Genomic DNA, 5,592 nt, shown 5'->3' on the forward strand with positions numbered 1-5,592 from the left:
CCCCCCCCCCCCCCCCCCCCCCCCCCCCCCCCCCCCCCCCCCCCCCCCCCCCCCCCCCCCCCCCCCCCCCCCCCAGCTCCCACAGGGGGTTTGTGGTGTTTGGGAGGAATCAGATCAATTCTTCCACCAGTTGCAGGCAATGATTCAGCCCCGGCGACTGGTCATTCACCCGGCGGCTCAGAATGATCGGCGAGGTCGCCGTGGCCTCAACAATCGGCGTATACCCGATGTCTGCACGGTGCAGCACCTGCACCGACGCCGGCACCAGCGTCGCGCCCATTCCCGCGCCCACCAGCCCGATGGCGGTCTGCAGTTCGTTGGTCCATTGCGCCACTTTGAGGCTCAGGCCGTGGGCGTCGAACAGCGCGATCACATGGTCGGCATAGCTGGGGCGAGGGTTGCCGGGGTAGAGCACAATCGGTTCGGCGGCCAATTGGGCGAGGGTGGCCGGCGCCTCCAGCAACGGGTGCCCGGCGGGCAGCACGGCCACCAGCCGATCTTCCACCAGCACGCGCTGGACGATGGCCGGGTCGTCGATGCGAATGCGCCCGAACCCCACGTCAATGCGCCCGGCCTTGAGCGCTTCGACCTGCTGCAAGGTGGTCATTTCCGACAGCCCCAGCTCCAGTTCCAGCGCCTCATGGGTGCGCAGGCGGCGGATCAGTTCCGGCAGCACGCCGTACAGGGTCGACGGGGCAAAACCGATGCCCAGCCAGGTCTTTTCGCCTTGGCCAATGCGGCGTGTGTTGTCGCAGACCTTGTTCAACTGCTCCAGCAACACATTGGCATGTTCGTAGAAAAACCGCCCGGCCTCGGTCAGCCGCAGCGGCCGGCCGCGTTCGAGCAGGATGACCCCCAATTCGTCCTCCAATTGCTGGATCTGCCGGCTCAACGGCGGCTGGGCGATGTGCAGGCGTTCGGCGGCGCGGGTGAAGTTGAGGGTTTCACCCAGCACCTGGAAATAGCGCAGATGACGCAGCTCCATGACGGCTCCTTTCATACCTTGAGGGTATTGCTCAAGACCCATTCTATATTGGAAGCCTTTAAAGATACGGCACAGAATCGGCTCAAACCTAAAAAGAACCCAACGGGTATAGCCATGCCGATTTGCGCCATCGAGTCGATCGAGACGATCATCGTCGACCTTCCCACTATTCGCCCGCACAAGTTGGCGATGCACACGATGCAAAACCAGACGCTGGTGATCATTCGCCTGCGTTGCGCCGACGGCATCGAAGGCATCGGCGAAGCCACCACCATCGGCGGCCTGAGCTACGGCAACGAAAGCCCCGACAGCATCAAGATCAACATCGACCGCCACTTCGCCCCGCTGCTGATTGGCCAGGACGCCAGCAACATCAACGCGGCCATGTTGCGCCTGGAGCGCAGAATCCGTGGCAACACCTTTGCCAAGTCCGGGATCGAAAGCGCCTTGCTCGACGCATTGGGTAAGCGCCTCAACCTGCCGGTCAGCGAACTGCTCGGCGGTCGCGTACGTGATGCCTTGCCGGTGGCCTGGACCCTGGCCAGCGGCAACACCGAGAAGGACATTGCCGAAGCCGAAAAGATGCTCGACCTGCGCCGCCACCGCATCTTCAAGTTGAAGATCGGCGCCGGTGACGTCAGCCAGGACTTGGCCCATGTGATCGCGATCAAAAAGGCTCTGGGCGACCGCGCCAGCGTGCGGGTCGACGTCAACCAGGCGTGGGATGAAGCCGTCGCCCTGCGCGCGTGCAAGGTGCTCGGCGACAACGGCATCGACCTGATCGAACAACCGATCTCGCGCAACAACCGTGGCGGCATGGCACGGCTCAACCTGTCGAGCCCGGCGCCGATCATGGCCGATGAGTCCATCGAGTGTGTCGAAGATGCCTTCAACCTGGCCCGCGAAGGTGCGGCCTCAGTGTTCGCCCTCAAGATCGCCAAGAACGGCGGGCCCCGCGCTGTGCTGCGCACCGCTGCAATTGCCGAAGCGGCGGGCATTGGCCTGTACGGCGGCACCATGCTCGAAGGCGGCATCGGCACGCTGGCCTCGGCCCATGCCTTCCTCACGCTGAACAAACTGGCGTGGGACACCGAGCTGTTTGGGCCGTTGCTACTCACCGAAGACATCCTCACCGAGCCACCGGTTTACCGCGATTTCCAGTTGCATGTTTCCACTGCGCCGGGCTTGGGCCTGGCCATTGATGAGGAGCGCCTGGCGTTCTTCCGTCGTGACAAACACTAAGAGGCGCCTGCCATGTTGTTCCACGTAAAAATGACCGTGAACCTGCCGCTCGACATGCCCCCGGAGCGCGCCGCCGGCCTCAAGGCCGAAGAAAAAGCCCTGGCCCAGCGCCTGCAACAGGAAGGCAAATGGCGCCACCTGTGGCGCATTGCCGGGCACTACGCCAACTACAGCGTGTTCGATGTCGACAGCGTGCAGGACCTGCACGACCTGCTGATGCAACTGCCGCTGTTCCCCTACATGGCCATCGAAGTGAATGCCCTGTGCCGGCACCCTTCGTCGATCCATGAGGACGACCGTTAAGCCTGCTTCAACACGAATAACTACAAGATGAGGATTGCACCATGTCCATCCGACTGTCCCAGACTGCCCATGCCCAACAGTTTCTCGAAGAAGCCAGCGGCAACCTCAACGACGGTGGCAACCCGCGTACCAAGGCGCTGATCTACCGGATCCTGCGCGATACCGTGAACATCATCGAAGACCTGGAAGTGACCCCGGAAGAGTTCTGGAAGGCGGTCAACTACCTCAACGAACTGGGCAAGCATCAGGAGGCCGGTTTGCTCGCGGCCGGCCTGGGCCTGGAGCATTACCTGGATTTGTTGATGGACGCTGCCGATGAAGAAGCCGGTAAATCCGGCGGTACACCGCGTACCATCGAGGGCCCGTTGTATGTGGCTGGGGCGCCTTTGTCGAAATACGAGGCACGCCTGGACGACGGCACTGACGCGGCGGTGCCGCTGTTCATGCGCGGGCAGGTGCGCGACACGCATGGCAAGCCATTGGCCGGGGCGATTGTGGATGTGTGGCAGGCCAACACGGGCGGCACTTACTCTTGGTTCGACCCGACGCAATCGGAGTTCAACCTGCGTCGGCGCATCGAAACCGATGCCCAGGGCAACTACCGTTTTCGCAGCATCGTGCCGTCGGGCTACGGCTGCCCACCGACCGGCCCGACCCAGCAGTTACTCGATCAACTGGGGCGCCACGGGCAGCGGCCGGCGCACATTCACTTCTTCATTTCGGCGCCTGGGCATCGGCACCTGACCACGCAGATCAACCTGTCGGATGACCCGTACCTGCATGATGATTTCGCCTATGCGACGCGGGATGAATTGATTGCTGAAATCCGCTTCAGTGACGATCAGCAGCTGGCGCGGGAGTTCGGTGTGGAAGGGCGGTTTGCGCAGATCGACTTTGACTTTGAATTGCAGGCCTCGGCGGCACCGGTCGAGCAAAAGCGCATGCAGCGCGTGCGCGCCCTCGAAGACTGAACAACAAACACGCTTCAACATGTGGGAGCTGGCTTGCCTGCGATAGCGGTGGTGAATGTTACATAGCTATCGCAGGCAAGCCAGCTCCCACAGGTTCCAGTTTTCGCAGGTTTTTTTGTGGTGTTGCTGGTTATTTGCGGATAACCAAATCCAACACCTCATCCCGATCCTTGATCTTCTGCAGCACGATCTCCGAACGAATATCCATCACCCCCGCCGTGCGGTTCAGGTGGTTCACGATAAAGTCCGAAAAGTGCTTGAGGTTGCGTGCCTGCACCCGCAGCACATAGTTGCTGGCGCCGGTGATCACGTAGGCACTGGCCACCTCGGGCCAGCCCTGCACCTTCTTGATAAACGTCTCGTGCCAATCCTCCACATCCTGGCGTAACGACAGGTGCACGATGGCCTCCAGCTCGATGCCCAGTTGCTCGGCGTTGAGCACTGCGCGATAGCCGCTGATGATTCCTTCGCTCTCCAACAGGCGCAAACGGCGCAGGCAGGCGGACGGCGACAGCGCGACTTTTTCCGCCAGTTCCTGGTTGCTGATACGGCCATCCTGTTGCAGGAAATGCAGGAGGCGCAGGTCGGTGGCGTCGAGAATCATGATTAGAATAAATCCGCGTGTTTGGGGGTTAAAATCGAATTTCCTACAGCTTAATTAGCCTTTTGCCCGTTACTTTGCACGAAAATTTTGTAAAGCTTCGTTCAATATTTTGTCCATCGCACTTATAAAAACAGGACAACCCATGACCACTCGAAGACACTGCCAAGCCCTCGATGCCCAGGACCCGCTGGCGCCCTTGCGCCGTCAGTTCGCGCTGCCAGACGGCGTGATCTACCTCGACGGCAACTCCCTGGGCGCACGCCCGGTGGCCGCACTGGAACGGGCGCAGGCGGTGATCGCCGAGGAATGGGGCAATGGCTTGATCCGCAGTTGGAACAGCGCCGGTTGGGCCGACTTGTCGCAACGCCTGGGCAACCGCCTGGCCCCACTGATCGGCGCACGCGACGGCGAGGTGGTGATCACCGATACCACCTCGATCAACCTGTTCAAGGTACTCAGTGCCGCCCTCACGGTGCAGCGCCAACGTACGCCGGCGCGCAAGGTGATCGTCAGCGAAGCCAGCAACTTCCCCACTGACCTGTACATCGCCGAAGGCCTCACCGAGTTGCTGCAACAGGGCTACTCCCTGCGCCTGGTCAACAGCCCTGACGAACTGCCCCAGGCCATCGACAGTGACGTGGCGGTGGTGATGCTCACCCACGTCAACTACAAGACCGGCTACATGTACGACATGCAGGCGGTCACGGCCTTGAGCCACGAGTGCGGCGCGCTGAGTATCTGGGACCTGGCGCATTCGGCGGGCGCGGTGCCCATCGACCTGCACACCGCCGGTGCGGACTACGCGATTGGCTGCACCTACAAATACCTGAATGGCGGCCCCGGCTCCCAGGCGTTCGTGTGGGTCAACCCGGCCCTGGTGGACGTGGTGCGCCAGCCGCTGTCGGGCTGGTTCGGGCATACCCGCCAGTTCGCCATGGAATCCAACTACGCGCCGAGTGCGGGCATCGCCCGTTACCTGTGCGGCACGCAGCCGATCACGTCGCTGGCCATGGTGGAATGCGGTCTGGAGATCTTTGCCCAGACCGATATGGCCAGCCTGCGCAGCAAATCCCTGGCATTGACCGACCTGTTTATCGCGTTGGTCGAAGCGCGATGCGCCGCCCATGGCCTGGTGCTGATCACCCCGCGTGAGCACGCCAGGCGCGGCAGTCACGTGAGCTTTGAACACCCTGAAGGCTACGCGGTGATCCAGGCGCTGATTGCCCGTGGCGTGATCGGTGATTACCGTGAGCCGCGCATCATGCGGTTCGGGTTTACGCCGTTGTACACAAGCTTCACCGAGGTGTTCGACGCCGTGGAAATCCTCGGCGAGATCCTCGACAACCACACCTGGGATCAGCCGCAGTTCAAGGTGCGCAACAGCGTTACCTGACACAACGCCCCATTCCCTGTAGGAGCCCGGGGGGGGGGGGGGGGGGGGGGGGGGGGGGGGGGGGGGGGGGGGGGGGGGGGGGGGGGGGGGGGGG

Annotated in this window: 6 protein-coding genes; 4 read left to right on the plus strand and 2 right to left on the minus strand. The window is 62.4% G+C overall.

Annotated elements, in window-relative coordinates:
• Nucleotides 1–109 precede the first annotated feature (109 nt).
• The gene (locus AC07SU_RS30765; RefSeq protein WP_494999254.1) at nucleotides 110–985 is read right to left on the minus strand and encodes a LysR family transcriptional regulator; all 876 of its coding nucleotides are present in this window, start codon (nucleotides 983–985) and stop codon (nucleotides 110–112) included.
• 114 nt (nucleotides 986–1,099) lie between these two features.
• Between AC07SU_RS30765 and AC07SU_RS30770 the strand changes: the two genes are divergently transcribed.
• Genes AC07SU_RS30770 through catA form a run of 3 tightly spaced genes read left to right on the plus strand, consistent with a single transcriptional unit; the run spans nucleotide 1,100 to nucleotide 3,501 of the window.
• Entirely contained in the window at nucleotides 1,100–2,227 is a 1,128-nt protein-coding gene (locus AC07SU_RS30770; protein WP_494999255.1) for a muconate cycloisomerase family protein, read from the plus strand.
• A gap of 12 nt (nucleotides 2,228–2,239) precedes the next feature.
• Entirely contained in the window at nucleotides 2,240–2,530 is a 291-nt protein-coding gene (gene catC / locus AC07SU_RS30775; protein ID WP_494999256.1) for a muconolactone Delta-isomerase, read from the plus strand.
• Between the two features lie 41 nt (nucleotides 2,531–2,571).
• Nucleotides 2,572–3,501: a catechol 1,2-dioxygenase gene (gene catA / locus AC07SU_RS30780; RefSeq protein ID WP_176996929.1), complete on the plus strand. Its 930-nt coding sequence runs from the start codon at nucleotides 2,572–2,574 to the stop codon at nucleotides 3,499–3,501.
• 130 nt (nucleotides 3,502–3,631) lie between these two features.
• Here the strand turns inward: catA and AC07SU_RS30785 are convergent, their stop codons facing one another.
• Nucleotides 3,632–4,105: an Lrp/AsnC family transcriptional regulator gene (locus tag AC07SU_RS30785; RefSeq protein ID WP_016974903.1), complete on the minus strand. Its 474-nt coding sequence runs from the start codon at nucleotides 4,103–4,105 to the stop codon at nucleotides 3,632–3,634.
• Nucleotides 4,106–4,247: 142 nt separating this feature from the next.
• Here AC07SU_RS30785 and kynU point away from each other — a divergent pair, with 142 nt between their 5' ends.
• Nucleotides 4,248–5,498, plus strand: coding sequence for a kynureninase (kynU, locus tag AC07SU_RS30790; RefSeq protein WP_494999257.1), 1,251 nt, complete (start codon nucleotides 4,248–4,250; stop codon nucleotides 5,496–5,498).
• Nucleotides 5,499–5,592 lie beyond the last annotated feature (94 nt).

This window comes from Pseudomonas sp. GW821-FHT05H12 (assembly GCF_059419385.1).